Annotated in this window: 14 protein-coding genes; 9 read left to right on the top strand and 5 right to left on the bottom strand. The window is 68.1% G+C overall.

Annotated elements, in window-relative coordinates:
• Positions 1-92: 92 nt before the first annotated feature.
• Positions 93-635: a cysteine hydrolase family protein gene (locus ACWKWX_RS08215; RefSeq protein WP_483827463.1), complete on the bottom strand. Its 543-nt coding sequence runs from the start codon at positions 633-635 to the stop codon at positions 93-95.
• Positions 636-955: 320 nt separating this feature from the next.
• On the opposite strand from ACWKWX_RS08215, the gene ACWKWX_RS08210 reads away from it, so the two are divergent.
• Both ACWKWX_RS08210 and ACWKWX_RS08205 read left to right on the top strand, forming a co-directional pair.
• The gene (locus ACWKWX_RS08210) at positions 956-1,582 is read left to right on the top strand and encodes a LysE family translocator (protein WP_416423566.1); all 627 of its coding nucleotides are present in this window, start codon (positions 956-958) and stop codon (positions 1,580-1,582) included.
• A gap of 139 nt (positions 1,583-1,721) precedes the next feature.
• Positions 1,722-2,990: an aspartate carbamoyltransferase gene (locus tag ACWKWX_RS08205; RefSeq protein WP_416423567.1), complete on the top strand. Its 1,269-nt coding sequence runs from the start codon at positions 1,722-1,724 to the stop codon at positions 2,988-2,990.
• A gap of 89 nt (positions 2,991-3,079) precedes the next feature.
• Here the strand turns inward: ACWKWX_RS08205 and ACWKWX_RS08200 are convergent, their stop codons facing one another.
• Complete coding sequence (locus ACWKWX_RS08200) at positions 3,080-3,619, bottom strand: GNAT family N-acetyltransferase (RefSeq protein ID WP_483827462.1); 540 nt, start codon at positions 3,617-3,619, stop codon at positions 3,080-3,082.
• Positions 3,620-3,652: 33 nt separating this feature from the next.
• Complete coding sequence (locus ACWKWX_RS08195; protein ID WP_475506701.1) at positions 3,653-4,195, bottom strand: LEA/WHy family protein; 543 nt, start codon at positions 4,193-4,195, stop codon at positions 3,653-3,655.
• Between the two features lie 183 nt (positions 4,196-4,378).
• On the opposite strand from ACWKWX_RS08195, the gene ACWKWX_RS08190 reads away from it, so the two are divergent.
• From ACWKWX_RS08190 to ACWKWX_RS08175, 4 genes are all read left to right on the top strand, one after another.
• Positions 4,379-4,663, top strand: coding sequence for a hypothetical protein (locus ACWKWX_RS08190; protein WP_416423570.1), 285 nt, complete (start codon positions 4,379-4,381; stop codon positions 4,661-4,663).
• 12 nt (positions 4,664-4,675) lie between these two features.
• Positions 4,676-5,815 carry a PQQ-dependent sugar dehydrogenase gene (locus ACWKWX_RS08185; RefSeq protein ID WP_483827461.1) on the top strand — a complete coding sequence of 380 codons (1,140 nt, stop codon included), beginning with the start codon at positions 4,676-4,678 and terminating at the stop codon, positions 5,813-5,815.
• A 118-nt stretch (positions 5,816-5,933) separates the two neighbouring features.
• Positions 5,934-7,028, top strand: coding sequence for a cell division protein ZapE (gene zapE, locus ACWKWX_RS08180; protein WP_483827460.1), 1,095 nt, complete (start codon positions 5,934-5,936; stop codon positions 7,026-7,028).
• Positions 7,029-7,041: 13 nt separating this feature from the next.
• Positions 7,042-7,629 (top strand): DinB family protein, encoded by a 588-nt coding sequence (locus ACWKWX_RS08175; protein WP_483827459.1) that lies wholly within the window; start codon positions 7,042-7,044, stop codon positions 7,627-7,629.
• Here ACWKWX_RS08175 and ACWKWX_RS08170 read toward each other — a convergent pair.
• Positions 7,618-8,565, bottom strand: a complete 948-nt coding sequence (locus ACWKWX_RS08170; RefSeq protein WP_483827458.1) for a D-2-hydroxyacid dehydrogenase family protein — start codon at positions 8,563-8,565, stop codon at positions 7,618-7,620. The two genes, ACWKWX_RS08175 and ACWKWX_RS08170, sit on opposite strands and share 12 nt — an antisense overlap.
• Positions 8,566-8,584: 19 nt before the next feature.
• On the bottom strand, positions 8,585-9,589 hold the full coding sequence (locus ACWKWX_RS08165; protein ID WP_483827457.1) for an alpha/beta fold hydrolase: 1,005 nt from the start codon (positions 9,587-9,589) through the stop codon (positions 8,585-8,587).
• Between the two features lie 201 nt (positions 9,590-9,790).
• Between ACWKWX_RS08165 and ACWKWX_RS08160 the strand changes: the two genes are divergently transcribed.
• The 3 genes from ACWKWX_RS08160 (at position 9,791) to ACWKWX_RS08150 (ending at position 12,859) form a co-directional block, all read left to right on the top strand.
• On the top strand, positions 9,791-10,816 hold the full coding sequence (locus tag ACWKWX_RS08160; RefSeq protein WP_473006141.1) for an AraC family transcriptional regulator: 1,026 nt from the start codon (positions 9,791-9,793) through the stop codon (positions 10,814-10,816).
• 76 nt (positions 10,817-10,892) lie between these two features.
• Entirely contained in the window at positions 10,893-11,660 is a 768-nt protein-coding gene (locus ACWKWX_RS08155) for an SDR family NAD(P)-dependent oxidoreductase (protein WP_483827456.1), read from the top strand.
• An 11-nt stretch (positions 11,661-11,671) separates the two neighbouring features.
• Positions 11,672-12,859 (top strand): acetyl-CoA C-acyltransferase, encoded by a 1,188-nt coding sequence (locus ACWKWX_RS08150; RefSeq protein ID WP_483827455.1) that lies wholly within the window; start codon positions 11,672-11,674, stop codon positions 12,857-12,859.
• Positions 12,860-12,867 lie beyond the last annotated feature (8 nt).

The following is a 12,867-nucleotide window of genomic DNA, read 5'->3' as shown; positions in this document are numbered from 1 at the left end:
AGCTGGAACAATACCAACCCCAGGGGCTGCCGTGGGGGGCTTGCAGGCCAGTTTTTTCATGGCCTGCAAGCAGGTTTTTTATCGCCAGTGGCTCAGAACTGCAGCTCGGCCGCCGCCGCCACCCGGGCGATCGGGCCGTGCAGGGTCTGGTTGTGGTGGGCGATGATCACCTCGGCGGCCAGCAGGTCGGTGTCCATGCAGCTGTGGCCGTCGGCCACCAGCACCGGCTTGAAACCCAGCTGCGCGGCGGCGCGGCAGGCGCTGTCGACGCAGTACTGGGTCTTGAGGCCGACGATCACCAGGTCCTCCACCTGTTCGGCCTTGAGCCACTGCTCAAGGTCGGTGCCCTGGAAGGCGCTGGAGGCCTGCTTGTCGAACAGCCGTACGTTGCCGTGGGCCAGGTTCAACTCGGGCGCCACCTGCCAGAACGGGCTGCCCTGGGCGATGGGTGAACCGGCGGGGCCGGTGTGGCGCACCGCCAGGATCGGCGCGCCGGCGGCCTGGGCCTGGGCGATGACCTGGTTGATGGTGGCCAGCAGGCGTTCGCCTTGCCAGGGCTTTTGCGGGCCGTGGATCAGGCCGACCTGGACGTCGACGATCAGCAGGGCGGGGCGGTTGAGCTTCAATGCAGCCATGGTGTTGCTCCTTGAAATGACCAGCGCCGGTGCGGCACAAAAAAGGCCCCGACCATTGCTGGCGGGGCCTTGGGTGTTGCGTGTCAGGTGTTGCTCACGCCTCGCCGCACGGCCCGCCGGTGGCGGTCGTGGTGGTGCGGGTCGAGGTGGTGCGCAGGGCGTTGTTCATGGCGTTACGGTGCCCCATGCCGAGCGGCGGCGTCAACCCATGGAAAATGAAACTCGACTGCTCGGGTGAAATTGCCCCTCACTGTTATGGGACGTCATGCCCCGTCACGCGTACGCTGGCAGTTCAATTTCCAGGGCAAGGACGCGACATCATGATCTCCCTCGATACGCTGCCAGTGTTTTTCCTGGCCGTAATTCTGTTGCTGCTCTCGCCGGGGCCGAACATGGCCTTCGTGCTCAGCCAGGCCATCGCCCGCGGTTGGCGCGGCGGCTTGATGGCGGCGCTGGGCATCACCATCGCCGACCTCAGCCTGGCAGTGCTGACTGCCACGGGCGTGACCGCGCTGGTGGCCAGCTGGCCGCCGGCGTTCGACCTGATTCGCTACGCCGGGGCGCTCTACCTGCTGTGGCTGGCGTTCAAGACCCTGCGCGGTGGAGGCCTGGGCGCGTTGAATCGCGGCGAGCAACTGCCGCTGGCGCGCATCCTGTTCTCCGCCACGCTGAACAGCCTGCTCAACCCCAAGGCGCTGCTGTTCTTCATGGTGTTCCTGCCGCAATTCGTCGAGCCTGCGCGCGGCCAGGTGGGCTGGCAGCTGATTCAGCTGGGGGTGATGCTGGCGCTGACCGCCACGGTGTTTCATTCGTTGCTGGCGGTATTCGGCGCGGCTATTTACCGGCGGCTGGCGGCCAACGGGCGTTGGGCCAAGGTGCAGTCGCTGGGGCTGGCGACGGTGCTGACCATGCTGGCGGTGCGCCTGGCGTTGTTGAGCCGCCCTTGATTGTGTGGGAGCTGGCTTGCCAGCGAGCTTTTGGGCCTCAACAGCTCGCTGGCAAGCCAGCTCCCACAGGTCACGCTTGCGCTGATCAAGGCGCGCGCGGATAATCCGCAGCGTGTATATCCAGCCGAGTCCGCCCTCCATGTCCCAGCAAGTCTTCCTGCGCGATGCCATGCGCCGCCTCAACTTCACCCGCGACGCCCTGGCGCAGCGCATTGGCGTGTCTCGCCGGGCGTTGGACAGCTGGTTGCTGCCGGACGAGTCGCCGGAAATGCGCAAGATGCCCGACATCGCCCAGCGCTTCATGCTGGAGATTCTGAAAGGTGTGGCGCTGGATACACAGGGTGTACACGTTCACGCCGCCAACAGCGAAATGGGCCATCACCTGCTTTCCGTGGACGGCTACACCCGCGACTCGGTGGAAGACCTGCTGCGCGTGGCCGATATCATGCAACCCATCGCCCGCCGCCAGAAGACCACCCGCGTGCTGGAAGGCGCGGTGTTGGCCAACCTGTTCTTCGAGGCCAGCACCCGCACGCGCCTGAGCTTCAGCTCGGCGTTCGCGCGCCTGGGCGGCTCGGTGTGCGACACCACCGGCTTCACCTTCTCGTCCATGGCCAAGGGCGAGTCGATCCACGACACCAGCCGCGTCATCGCCGGCTACGCCGATGCCATTGTGGTGCGCCACCCCGACCTGGGCGCGGTTGCCGAATTTGCCCAGGCCACCCACGTGCCGGTGATCAACGCCGGTGACGGCCCTGGCGAGCACCCCAGCCAGGCGCTGCTGGACCTGTACACCATCCAGCGCGAGTTCTCGCGCCTGGACAAGCTGATCGACGGCGCGCACATCGTCTTCGCCGGCGACCTCAAGTACGGCCGCACCGTGCACTCGCTGAGCAAGCTGCTGGCGCTGTACCGCAACCTGCGCATCACCCTGGTGTCGCCGCAGTCGCTGATGCTGCCGACCCACCTGGTGGAATACCTGGCCAGCCACGGCCACCACGTGGAGCAGTCCCACGACCTGCACACCGCGCTGAAGGGCGCCGACGTGGTGTACGCCACGCGCATCCAGAAAGAGCGCTTCGCCCAGGACGAGACCCTGGAAGGCTACAGCGCCGATTTCCAGATCAACCAGGCCCTGGTCAACGCCACCTGCGGCCCGCACACGCTGATCATGCACCCGCTGCCGCGCGACTCGCGCCCGGGCGCCAACGACCTGAGCGTGGACCTGAACCACGACTCGCGCCTGGCCATCTTCAAGCAGACCGACAACGGCATCGCCGTGCGCATGGCCATCTTCGCCACCCTGCTGGGCGTGGAGAACCAGGTGCAGCATTCCCTGCGTGAAGTGGGCTGGCGCGTGCCGGTGTACCTGGGGCCGGAAGAAGATATGCCGTACCGCGATCAATAACCGCGGTTATTGATTGGTAGGAGCCGACCTTGGTCGCGATGCAGGCACCGCAATTTCTGCGGCGTCTGCATCGCGACCAAGGTCGGCTCCTACGGGTTTCTGCGCCACTCCTCGCGGCGCAATTCCCACAACTGGCGCTGCAGCCTCCCGCACACGAACTCGCCCTGCGCCTCACCCACCAGCCGCATCCCCTCGCGCTGCGACACCCGTCGCGAGCCGGCGTTGGCCAGCGCCTTGGGCACCCGTAGCACGGGCCGGTCCAGCACCTCGAACCAGTAGTGGGTCACCACGCTGCAGGCCTCGCTCATGTAACCCTGGCCCTGCCACGCGGGCGCCAGCCAGAAGCCCCGGTGGTTGTCGGTTTGATCCATCAGGCCGATGCAGCCGATCAACGACTGCGGCGCGCTGCGCAGGCGAATCGCCCACTCCCACTGCTTGCCCGCGGCCACGGCCGGCAGCACGCAATCACGCACCCAGCTCAGGGCGCCATCGGCGGGGTAGGGCCACGGCACGTGGCTGTCGAGGTAGCGCACCACTTCCCACTGGGGAAACAGGCGCTGGATGTCGGCGGCGTCGCTTAGTTGCAGCGGCGTCAGCAGCAGGCGTTCGGTGTGCAGCTCAGGGGGCATGGCGGGGACTCCGTGTCAGTCCCCGCAGTGTAATCAAGGGGTGGCGGCAGGCCAACGGCTGTTCTTGTACGGGTTCTGCGACGGCTGCGGCGCGCTGTCGCCCGCCAGCGGCGCCAGCGACAGGGTGCCGTGGTCGCTGAAGCGCACGGTGCCGAACACGCCGTTGGCCAGCTTGCCGTGCAGCTCGTAAGGCAGGTTGTCCAGCGACTGGGTCTGGCTCAGGCCCAGGGTCTGGCGCAGCACGCTGAAGGCGGTGACGCTGACCGGCACGGTGACGATGGTCTCGGAGAACCGCGCCAGGGTGCCGCTTTCATTGCTGACCCCCGACGCCAGCGGGCGGCCGTTGACGTCCAGGTTCAGGGCCACGCCGTTGTAGGTGTAGCTGTCTTCATTGGGGTTCTGCAGGCGGATCTTTACCGCGAAGCGCACTTCCAGGTCCTGGCCCTGCAACGGCTCGATGCCCACCACGTTGATGTTGATCGGGTCCTGGGGCGGCAGCAGGGCGCAGGCGCTCAGGCCTACCACCAGCATCAGCAGCAGGTAGTGGCGCAGGGCGGGCAGTACGAATCGACGCATGTTCACATTCTCGAGACAGGTGTTGTTGTCTGCGTCAGACCACCACCAAGCCCCCGCGTTCGCTGCAGTAGCCCGATGCTGGCCACAAAATGTTACGACTCTGACGCAGGTTTCATCGAACGCTCACCCAGGCAGCGGTTCCAATGGGCCTATAGTCAGGATTCGTCAACGGGAGAAGGCACCATGCGAGCATTACCGCCCATCCTCGCCCTGCTGCTGGCCGCCACGGCCGCCAGCGCCTGGGCCGACACCAGCAACCCCTACAACAGCGCCGTGCGCCGCGCCAACCCCAACAGCATGCAGGGCACCCGCCCGGTCACGCCCACCTCGCCAGCCCTGCGCCAGCAGGTCAACCCCAACCCGCCGACGCTGCAGAACGGCGGCATCGGCAATGGCAACAACCTGCGCAGCACCCCCGCCAAGCCCGACTTCGACAGCCAGCGCCCCGCGCGCGATGACAACCGCTGAAAGGAATAGCCCATGCTTCGTCAGATTCTGTTGAGTGCCTTGCTAAGCCTGCCCTTCGCCGTACACGCCGCCACGGCACCTGCCACCTACCCCAGCGAGCAGGGGCCCTTGAGCGTTACCCCGGTGGCCGAGGGCCTGCACCACCCCTGGGCCCTGGCCTTCCTGCCCGACCACAAGGGCTTCCTGGTAACCGAGCGCCCGGGCACCCTGCGGGTGGTCAGCCCCGAGGGCAAGCTGTCGGCGCCCATCAGCGGCGGCCCCAGCGTGTGGGCGCACGGGCAGGGCGGCCTGCTGGACGTGGCACTGTCGCCACAGTTCAAGGAAGACCGCCTGGTCTATTTGTCCTTCGCCGAGGCCGGGCCGGACGGCAAGGCCGGCACCGCCGTGGGCCGCGGCAGGCTCTCCGATGACCTGACCCGCCTGGACAACTTCCAGGTGATCTTCCGCCAGCAGCCCAAGCTGTCCACCGGCGAGCACTTCGGCTCGCGGCTGGTGTTCGACCGCGACGGCTACCTGTTCATCGCCCTGGGCGAGAACAACCAGCGGCCCACCGCCCAGGACCTGGGCAAGCTGCAGGGCAAGGTGGTGCGCATCTTCCCCGACGGCCGCGTGCCCGACGACAACCCCTTCGTGGGGCAGAAGGGCGCGCGCCCGGAGATCTGGTCCTACGGCCACCGCAACCAGCAGGGCGCGGCGCTGAACCCCTGGACCGGCACCCTGTGGACCCACGAGCACGGGCCACGCGGTGGTGACGAGATCAACGTCATCGAGCGCGGGCAGAACTACGGCTGGCCGCTGGCCACCCATGGTATCAACTACAACCTGGCGCCGATTCCCGAGGCCCAGGGCAAGACGCTCAAGGGCGCCAAGGACCCGCTGCACGTCTGGGCAAAATCCCCGGCCATCAGCGGCATGGCGTTCTACGACGCCGAGCGCTTCAAGGCCTGGCAGCATGACCTGTTCATCGGCGCGCTGGCCGACCAGGAACTGATCCGCCTGACCTTCGACGGCGACAAGGTCAGCCACGAGGAGCGCCTGCTGGGCGGCCTGAAGGCGCGCATCCGCGACGTGCGCCAGGGCCCGGACGGCTTCCTCTACGTGCTCACCGATGCGGACGACGGCCAGCTGCTTAAAGTAGGATTGCAGCAATAACCGCCAACCCGTAGCAGCTGCCGAAGGCTGCGTCATGGCCAGCACAGTGCATCAGGTAGTGCGTGGGGCCAGGACGCAGCCTTTGGCAGCTGCTACGGAAGTATCTACAGGACGTTTTATGCTTGAGCCACTCACCGCCTACCAGCAAGCCCTCAGCGCCCGCGGCTACGCCGACGACCCCGCCCAGGCCCGTGCCGCCCAGGCGTTGCAGGCGTGTTTCACCGCCGTGGAAGCCGGCCAGCCGTGCCCCGGCGTGTACCTGTGGGGCCCGGTGGGCCGCGGCAAGACCTGGCTCATGGACCTGTTCCACGGCTGCCTGACCGTGCCCGCCCGGCGCCAGCACTTTCACCATTTCATGGCCTGGGTGCACCAGCACCTGTTCCAGCTGGACAGCGTGCGCGACCCGTTGAAGGTACTGGCCGGCAGCCTGGCCAAGGACATTCGCGTGCTGTGCTTCGACGAGTTTTTCGTCACTGACATTGCCGATGCCATCATCCTCGGCGGGCTGATGACCGCGCTGTTCGACGCCGGGGTGACGGTGGTCGCCACCTCCAACCAACCGCCGGAGCAGCTCTACGCCGACGGCTTCAACCGCGAGCGCTTCCTGCCGGCCATCCGCGCCATCCAGGCGCACATGCAGGTGGTGGCGGTGGACGGCGACCAGGACCACCGCCTGCACCCCGGCACCGCGTTGCAGCGCTATTGGGTCAACGACCCCGGCGCCCTGGCCACTACGTTCGAGGCGCTGAGGGGCGACGAAGCGGCCTCGCCGCAGCCGCTGGCGGTGGGCTATCGCCAGCTGCCGGTGGTGCGCGCGAGTGAACACGTGCTGTGGTGCACCTACGCCCAGCTGTGCGAGCAGTCGTGGGCGGCCATGGATTTCATGCAGCTGTGCGACCGTTTCAGCGCCATTCTGCTGGGCGAAGTCCCGGCCCTGGGCGCCGAGCAGCGCGCGGCAAAAATCGCCCGCGGCACCGAGGACGGCGCGGAGCGGGTGGTGGCCGGCGACCGCGAGCTGCCGCAGCTGTCGCCCAACGACGACGGCGTGCGCCGTTTCATCGCGCTGGTCGACGAGTGCTACGACCGCAAGGTGCCGCTGTATATCGAGGCGCGGGTGGCGCTGGATGCGCTCTACACTCAAGGGTACCTGGCATTCCCGTTCCGGCGCACCCTGAGCCGGCTGCGCGAGATGCAGTTGCAACGCTTCAGCTGAGGAGGAGCACGCGATGGCCGATCCCTTGTCCCATTACCTGCTGGCCCAGGCCTACAACAACGGCTGGGCCAACCACCGCCTGTACAAGGCCTGCCTGCAACTGAGCCAGGATGAATTCCTGGCGCCGCGCAGCAGCTTCTTTCCGTCGATCAAGGCCACCCTCAACCACATCCTCACGGTGGACTGGTTCTACCTGCAGGCGCTGGAATGCGAACAGGGCGGCGATGCCCCGGAGCTGGACAGCGAGCGCTTCTTCGAGCCCGAGGAGCCGTTCAACACCTGCCTGGCCCTGCACCGCGAGCAGGCCCAGGCCGACCACCGGCTGATCGCCTATTGCCGGCTGCTCAAGGACGACAGCCTGGGCCGCCACGTAACCATCCTGCGCCCCGACCGCACCCAGCGCGACACCCGCGTGCGCCTGCTGGCGCACCTGTTCGAGCACCAGGTGCACCATCGCGGCCAGGTCCACGCCATGCTGGCCGACACCGACATCAAGCCGCCGCAGCTCGACGAGTTCTTCTGCGAGGGCGAGGCGCACCTGCGCGCCCGCGACTTCGCCGAGCTGGGCTGGACCGAGGCCCAGGTGTGGTCAGGCGAGTAGGCGGATGGGCGCGCCGGCGTGCCAGGCGAGGATGTCCTCGATCATCTGGCTGTAGAACAGCCGGTAGTTGTTGGCGCTGACGTAGCCCACGTGGGGGGTGGCCAACACGTTGGGCAGGGTGCGGAACGGGTGGCCGGCCGGCAGCGGTTCGACGCTGAACACGTCCAGCGCGGCGCCGCCCAGGCGGTTGGCCTTGAGGGCCTCCACCAGCGCGTCTTCGTCGACGATGGGCCCGCGCGCGGTGTTCACCAGCAGCGCCCGTGGCTTCATCCAGCCCAGCGCCTCGCGGTCCACCAGGCCGCGGGTGCGGTCGCTGAGCACCAGGTGCACGCTGAGGATGTCGGCCTGGACGAACAGTTCCTGCTTGCTCACCCACTGCACGCCGACGCTGGCAGCGTGCTCGGCGGTGAGGTTCTGGCTCCAGGCGATGACGTTCATGCCGAACGCCTTGCCGAAGTTCGCCACCTTCTGGCCGATGCTGCCCAGGCCGAGGATGCCCAGGGTCTTGCCGTGCAGGTCGCCGCCCAGGCCGATCTGCCAGCCGCCGGCCTGCAGCGAGGTGGCTTCGGCCAGCAGGTTGCGGGTCGAGGCCATGATCAGCGCCCAAGTCAGCTCGGGCGCGGCGTGCTTGTAGCTGTCGGTGCCCACCACCTGCACGCCCAGCGCCTTGGCGGCGGCCAGGTCAATGGCGGCGTTGCGCATGCCGCCGGTCACCAGCAGCTTGAGGTTGCCCAGGCCACGCAGCAGCGCCGCATCGAACAGCGTGCGCTCGCGCATCACGCAGATCACCTCATAGGGCGCCAGGCGCGCCACCATGGTGTCGGTGTCCGCCGGGTAGTCCGGCAGGAAATCCACCTGGCCCAGCGCCTGCAACGGCGCCCAATCCACCACGTCACTGGCCACGTCCTGCCAGTCATCAATCACGGCTATGCGCACGGCGTTTGCTCCTTGAAGGTCAGTTTTTCGACAGCCAGGCCAACAGGGCCTTGTGGAACTGCTCGGGTTCTTCCATCTGCGGGGCGTGGCCCAGGCCATGGAACTCCACCAGGGTGGCGTGGGGGATGACCTGGCTCACCTGCTTGCCCAGCACCGCGTAGTGGCCGATGCGCGCCTTCACCTCGGGCGGCGCGATGTCGCTGCCGATGGCGGTGGTGTCGGCGTCGCCGATCAGCAGCAGGGTCGGCATCTTCAGGTCCTTGAACTCGTAGACCACCGGCTGGGTGAAGATCATGTCGTAGATCAGCGCCGAGTTCCACGCCACCAGGTTGTGCCCCGGGCCCTCGTTCAGGCCGGCGAGCATGGTCACCCATTGCTCGAACTCGGGCTTCCAGCGCCCGGCGTAGTAGGTGCTGCGCTCGTAGTTGCGGATGCCGTCGGCGTTGAGTTTGGCCTCGCGTGCGAACCACTGGTCGACGGTGCGGTAGGGCACGCCCAGGGCTTTCCAGTCTTCCAGGCCGATGGGGTTGACCATGGCCAGGCGCTGCACCTGGTCGGGGTAGAGCAGGGCGTAGCGGGTGGCCAGCATGCCGCCGGTTGAGTGGCCCAGCACCGTGACCTTGTCCACGCCCAGGGACGCCAGCAGCGCGTGGGTGTTGTTGGCCAGTTGCTGGAAGCTGTACTGGTAGTAGTCGGGCTTGCTGGAGGTGCAGAAGCCGATCTGGTCGGCGGCCACCACCCGGTAGCCGGCCTCGGTCAGCGCCTTGATCGAGGTGCCCCAGGTGGCGGCGCAGAAGTTCTTGCCGTGCATCAGCAGCACGGTCTGCCCGTTGGCATGGCCCTTGGCGGGCACGTCCATGTAGCCCATCTGCAGGGACTTGCCCTGGGAGTCGAATTCGAAATGCTTGAGCGGGTAGGGGTAGTCGAAGCCTTGCAGCTCCGGGCCGTAGACCGGCGCCTGGGTGGCGGCGTGGGTGGCGCCGGCGAGCAGGCAGGTGAGGAGGAAGGCGGGCAGGCGCAGCATGGGTGGTCCTCATGACAAAAATAAGCAGACTCTACCCCGCCAGGCTGCGGCCGGGAATATGCGGCGCATTCCGACGCGGCCTTGCGGCCGCTGCTACAGGGCTTCGTAGCAGCTGCCGCCAGGCTGCGTCGGGGCGTTGCGCGGCGTATGCGCAGGAAAAGCTCTGTTAGGATGGGATCGTTCAAACCGTCGAGCAGTTCCATGGCGCAAAAAGACACCATCTCCATGCAAATGGTCCGTGAAGCCTTGCAGCAAAGCGGCGTCGACCCCGTGGCCTTCCTGGCGGAAGTCGGCATCGACCCGGCGCTGCTGCAGCAGGCCGACGCCCGCGTGCCGGTGCTGCTCTACGCGCGGCTGTGGCGCCACCTGGCGTTGCGCCGGGACGACGAGTTTTTCGGCATGGACCCACGCCCGCTGCGCTCCGGCAGCCTGGCGTTCCTGTGCCGCGGCGCCATGGCCCAGCCGGCCCTGGCGGCGGCACTGGACAGCGCCCTGGGCTTCCTGTCGCTGATGCTCCAGGACCTGCCCGCGCAGCTGGTGCGCGAGCACGGCCTGGCGGCTATCGTCATCGACGACGCCGCGCTGCCACCGCGCCGCGCGTTCACCTATTTCACCTACTGGATGATCGTCCACGGCGTGGCCTGCTGGTTGGCCGGGCGGCGCATTCCCATCCTGGCGGTGGAGCTGCGCGGCCCGGCGCCGGCCTATTGCGACGACTACCGGGTGATGTTCTCGCACAACCTGCGTTTCGAGCGGCCGCGCACGCGCATCATCTTCGCCGCCGACTGCCTGGACCTGCCGGTGCGGCGCACGCCGCAAGAGCTGCAGCGCTTCCTCAACCGCGCCCCGGCCAACATCCTGGTCAAGTACCGCGACCCCGACAGCCTGGCCCGGCGCCTGCGCCAGCAGCTGCGCGAGCAGCCGCCGCACAGCTGGCCGGAGGCCGAGGAACTGGCGCGCCAGCTGCACCTGTCGGCGGCCACCCTGCGCCGCCGCCTGGCCGAGGAAGGGCAGACCTGGCAGGGCCTGAAGGACAGCGTGCGCCGCGAGCTGGCCATGGCCTGGCTGGCCGAGGCGCCGCTGTCGTTCGAGAGCATCGCCGAGCGCCTGGGCTTCGCCGATGCCAGCTCGTTCTACAAGGCCTTCCGCAAATGGTCGGGGGCAAGCCCCGGCCAATACCGCAGCCTGATCCTGGCCGGTACTGGCCAAACCGCTCACCCCGGCTGAGCGCTTTGGCCATTGCCGCGCGGGCAGGGCGGGGCCATATTTCAGGGAGACGCCAACAACAATAAGGACGCGCTCCATGCAACTTGCCCAACGGACTTTCCTGGTCAGCGGCGCCGCCTCGGGGCTCGGCGCCGCCACCGCGCGCATGCTCGTCGAGGCCGGCGCCAACGTCGTGCTGGTCGACCTCAACGCCGACGCCGTGGCCGCCCAGGCCCAGGCACTGGGCGACCGTAGCCGCTGCGCGGTGGCCGACATCCGCCGCGAAGACCAGGCCGAGGCCGCCGTGCAACTGGCACTCAGCCATTACGGCGGCCTGCACGGCCTGGTCAACTGCGCCGGCGTGGTCACCGGCGAAAAAATCCTCGGCAAGCAGGGCCCCCACGCCCTCGACAGCTTCAGCCGCCTGCTGGACATCAACGTGGTCGGCAGCTTCAACCTGATGCGCCTGGCCGCCGCGGCCATGGCCGAGGCCGAGGCGGGCGAGGACGGCGAGCGCGGGGTGATCATCAACACCGCCTCCATCGCCGCCTACGACGGCCAGGTCGGCCAGGCCGCCTATGCCGCCTCCAAGGGCGCCATCGTCAGCATGACCCTGCCGGCCGCCCGCGAGCTGGCGCGCTTCGGCATCCGCGTGATGACCATCGCCCCAGGCATCTTCGAGACGCCGATGATGGCCGGCATGAGCGACGAGGTGCGCGCCTCCCTGGCCGTCGGCGTGCCGTTCCCGCCACGGCTGGGCCAGCCGAGCGAATACGCGGCGCTGGTGCGCCACATCCTCGAAAACCGCCTGCTCAACGGCGAGGTGATCCGCCTCGACGGCGCCCTGCGCATGGCCGCGAAATGAAGGAGAGCACCATGAACCACGACCCCATCGTCATCGTCAGCGCCGTGCGCACGCCCATGGGCGGCCTGCAAGGCGACCTGCACAGCCTGACCGCGCCGCAGCTGGGCGCCGAGGCCATCCGCGCCGCTGTCAGCCGCGCGAGCCTGGCGCCCGACGCCGTCGACCAGGTGCTGATGGGCTGCGTGCTGCCCGCAGGCCTTGGCCAGGCCCCGGCACGCCAGGCCGCGCTGGGCGCCGGGCTGCCCCAGGCGACGCCCTGCACCACGCTGAACAAGATGTGCGGGTCGGGCATGCAGGCGGTCATCCTCGGCCACGACCAGCTGCTGGCCGGCAGCGCCAGCGTGGTGGTGGCCGGTGGCATGGAAAGCATGAGCAACGCTCCCTACCTGCTGGACAAGGCCCGCAGCGGCTATCGCATGGGCCACGGCCGGGTGCTGGACCACATGTTCCTCGACGGCCTGGAGGACGCCTACGAGCCGGGCCGGCTGATGGGCACCTTCGCCGAAGACTGCGCCCAGGCCAACGGCTTCAGCCGCCAGCAGCAGGACGACTTCGCCATCGCCTCGCTGACCCGCGCGCAGCAGGCCATCGCCAACGGCCAGTTCAAGGACGAGATCGTGCCGCTGAGTGTGCAGGTGGGCAAGGACACCCGGCTGGTCAGCGACGACGAGCAGCCGCCCAAGGCGCGCCTGGACAAGATTCCCAGCCTCAAGCCGGCGTTCCGCGAGGGCGGCACGGTGACTGCCGCCAACGCCAGCTCCATCTCCGACGGCGCCGCCGCGCTGGTGTTGATGCGCGAGAGCGAAGCGCGCCACCGTGGCTTGCAGCCACTGGCGATTATCCATGGCCACGCCGCCTTCGCTGACGCGCCGGGGTTGTTCCCGACCGCGCCCATCGGCGCTATTCAACAGCTGGTCAAACGCACCGGCTGGGACCTGGCCGAGGTCGACCTGTTCGAGATCAACGAGGCCTTCGCCGTGGTCACCCTGGTGACCATGCAGGCCCTGGACTTACCCCACGCCAAGGTCAACGTGCACGGCGGCGCCTGCGCCCTGGGCCATCCCATCGGCGCCTCGGGCGCGCGCATCCTGGTGACGCTGCTCAACGCCTTGCGCCAACGCCAGCTGCACCGCGGCATTGCCGCCATCTGCATCGGCGGCGGCGAAGCCACCGCCGTGGCCATCGAATGCGTCTATTAAGGAATTGC

The organism is Pseudomonas imperatae (genome assembly GCF_057128625.1).
The sequence above is the reverse complement of the archived record's forward strand: the minus strand, read 5'-3'. Positions and strand labels throughout refer to the sequence as shown.

Bases quoted from the DNA above. Each gene is read 5' to 3' on its own strand.
- ACWKWX_RS08215 (WP_483827463.1), bottom strand. From the start codon at position 635: ATGGCTGCATTGAAGCTCAACCGCCCCGCCCTGCTGATCGTCGACGTC.
- ACWKWX_RS08210 (WP_416423566.1), top strand. From the start codon at position 956: ATGATCTCCCTCGATACGCTGCCAGTGTTTTTCCTGGCCGTAATTCTG.
- ACWKWX_RS08205 (WP_416423567.1), top strand. From the start codon at position 1,722: ATGTCCCAGCAAGTCTTCCTGCGCGATGCCATGCGCCGCCTCAACTTC.
- ACWKWX_RS08200 (WP_483827462.1), bottom strand. From the start codon at position 3,619: ATGCCCCCTGAGCTGCACACCGAACGCCTGCTGCTGACGCCGCTGCAA.
- ACWKWX_RS08195 (WP_475506701.1), bottom strand. From the start codon at position 4,195: ATGCGTCGATTCGTACTGCCCGCCCTGCGCCACTACCTGCTGCTGATG.
- ACWKWX_RS08190 (WP_416423570.1), top strand. From the start codon at position 4,379: ATGCGAGCATTACCGCCCATCCTCGCCCTGCTGCTGGCCGCCACGGCC.
- ACWKWX_RS08185 (WP_483827461.1), top strand. From the start codon at position 4,676: ATGCTTCGTCAGATTCTGTTGAGTGCCTTGCTAAGCCTGCCCTTCGCC.
- zapE (WP_483827460.1), top strand. From the start codon at position 5,934: ATGCTTGAGCCACTCACCGCCTACCAGCAAGCCCTCAGCGCCCGCGGC.
- ACWKWX_RS08175 (WP_483827459.1), top strand. From the start codon at position 7,042: ATGGCCGATCCCTTGTCCCATTACCTGCTGGCCCAGGCCTACAACAAC.
- ACWKWX_RS08165 (WP_483827457.1), bottom strand. From the start codon at position 9,589: ATGCTGCGCCTGCCCGCCTTCCTCCTCACCTGCCTGCTCGCCGGCGCC.
- ACWKWX_RS08160 (WP_473006141.1), top strand. From the start codon at position 9,791: ATGGCGCAAAAAGACACCATCTCCATGCAAATGGTCCGTGAAGCCTTG.
- ACWKWX_RS08155 (WP_483827456.1), top strand. From the start codon at position 10,893: ATGCAACTTGCCCAACGGACTTTCCTGGTCAGCGGCGCCGCCTCGGGG.
- ACWKWX_RS08150 (WP_483827455.1), top strand. From the start codon at position 11,672: ATGAACCACGACCCCATCGTCATCGTCAGCGCCGTGCGCACGCCCATG.